This is a genomic window from Mycobacterium gordonae, from assembly GCF_001417955.2.
GTDB classification, from domain to species: domain Bacteria; phylum Actinomycetota; class Actinomycetes; order Mycobacteriales; family Mycobacteriaceae; genus Mycobacterium; species Mycobacterium gordonae_B.
The window spans coordinates 1-1,309 of record NZ_LKTM01000194.1; the positions used below are offsets into that span (position 1 = coordinate 1).

Consider the following 1,309-nt stretch of genomic DNA (forward strand, 5'->3'; position numbering starts at 1 on the left):
CACAACTGGCCATCCGGGCACTACACAGCGCGGTAGCCCGACGCGGAGATGTCGCGGGGTGCATTCTGCACTCGGATCGCGGATCTCAGTTCCGGTCAAGGAAATTCGTACACGCCTTGAATCAACACGAGATGGTCGGCTCTATGGGCCGTGTCGGAGCCGCCGGCGACAACGCCGCCATCGAGAGCTTCTTTAGCCTGCTGCAGAAGAACGTGCTCGACCGCCGCCGCTGGGACACCCGAGAACAACTCCGCATCGCGATCGTCACCTGGATCGAGCGCACCTACCACCGGCGCCGCCGCCAGTCCGGCCTCGGGCGGTTGACCCCGATCGAATTCGAAGCAATCATGACCACACCGGCCAGTCAGGCCGCGTGACCGAAACTGTCACCTGATCGTGCAGCAGACCCCAGCGCCCCCGACCAGATAGACGAACTCAAGCCAAGATGACAATTGATCCGTTCGCTCACGACGACACGACAAGCGATCCGTTCGCCTGTAGCTGCTGCCAGGAACAGTGGCCCGGTACCGCCCGCGACCCAATCGAGGTCTTAGGAGACCCGCCGTACCACATCCACATCTTCCGTGATCCACCGCTCTGCCGCATGTGTGAAGGGCACCAAGGTGCTGAGCTAGTTCTGAAGATGGAGTTTGAGCACGCAGCGGAATACCGCGAGCGCCTAGCTGACACGCGCAAAAGCCGAGACCGTGCGGTGCGAGAGGGAATCATCCTCAAAAAGCAACTGACCGCGATGGAACGCAAATGCGGCAAACTTCTTGACCAGATTAAAAAAGCCACCTATCTGCATCGCTTCAAAGGTGACGGAACGTGCATCTGTGGACGAGAGCAACGTAAGTGCGCCACTTGCCTTGTTGCCGAAGATCCGTGGATCAGGGAACAGCTTCGCAGGCAGGACCAACAGGGTCGGGCTGATACTGCGTAACTGCCTAGACATGGTGGTGCCCCCGCACCGGGTGACTAATCCGACACGGGGGCAATTGGCACCAACCTCTATGTCTAGGCGATGCCCTCAGCCCGATTGTTAGTAGCTGAGTTGCTTGCGACACACGAAACCCCCCGACGATCAACCCAAGGGAGAGTGAGTCCTCGGGGACAGTTCGGGGGGCTTGTGCGGGATGGGTAAGGTCATCCCTCGGGTGAACGTCGGCTGGCTGGGAGCCTTTTACTTTCCCATGACCGACGCCACCGTGTCTTACTTCTTCTCAGCCTCTCCCTCTCTGCCAACCTGGGTTGAGGCACCCGCCCCCTGACAATTAGTGACCCGAGGGCGGGGATGGAGAGACTCCCC

General features: G+C 60.1%; 2 protein-coding genes. Both read left to right on the forward strand.

Going from position 1 to position 1,309, the window contains the following annotated elements; genetic code table 11:
• On the forward strand, nt 1-377 hold a 377-nt coding region (locus AO501_RS15315; protein WP_156452583.1), incomplete at its 5' end, for an integrase core domain-containing protein.
• A gap of 68 nt (nt 378-445) precedes the next feature.
• Complete coding sequence (locus AO501_RS38070) at nt 446-943, forward strand: hypothetical protein (protein WP_197419854.1); 498 nt, start codon at nt 446-448, stop codon at nt 941-943.
• The last annotated feature ends 366 nt before the right edge of the window (nt 944-1,309 follow it).

Excerpts from the sequence above, each read along its gene's own strand:
- AO501_RS38070 (WP_197419854.1), top strand. The coding sequence starts at position 446 with ATGACAATTGATCCGTTCGCTCACGACGACACGACAAGCGATCCGTTC.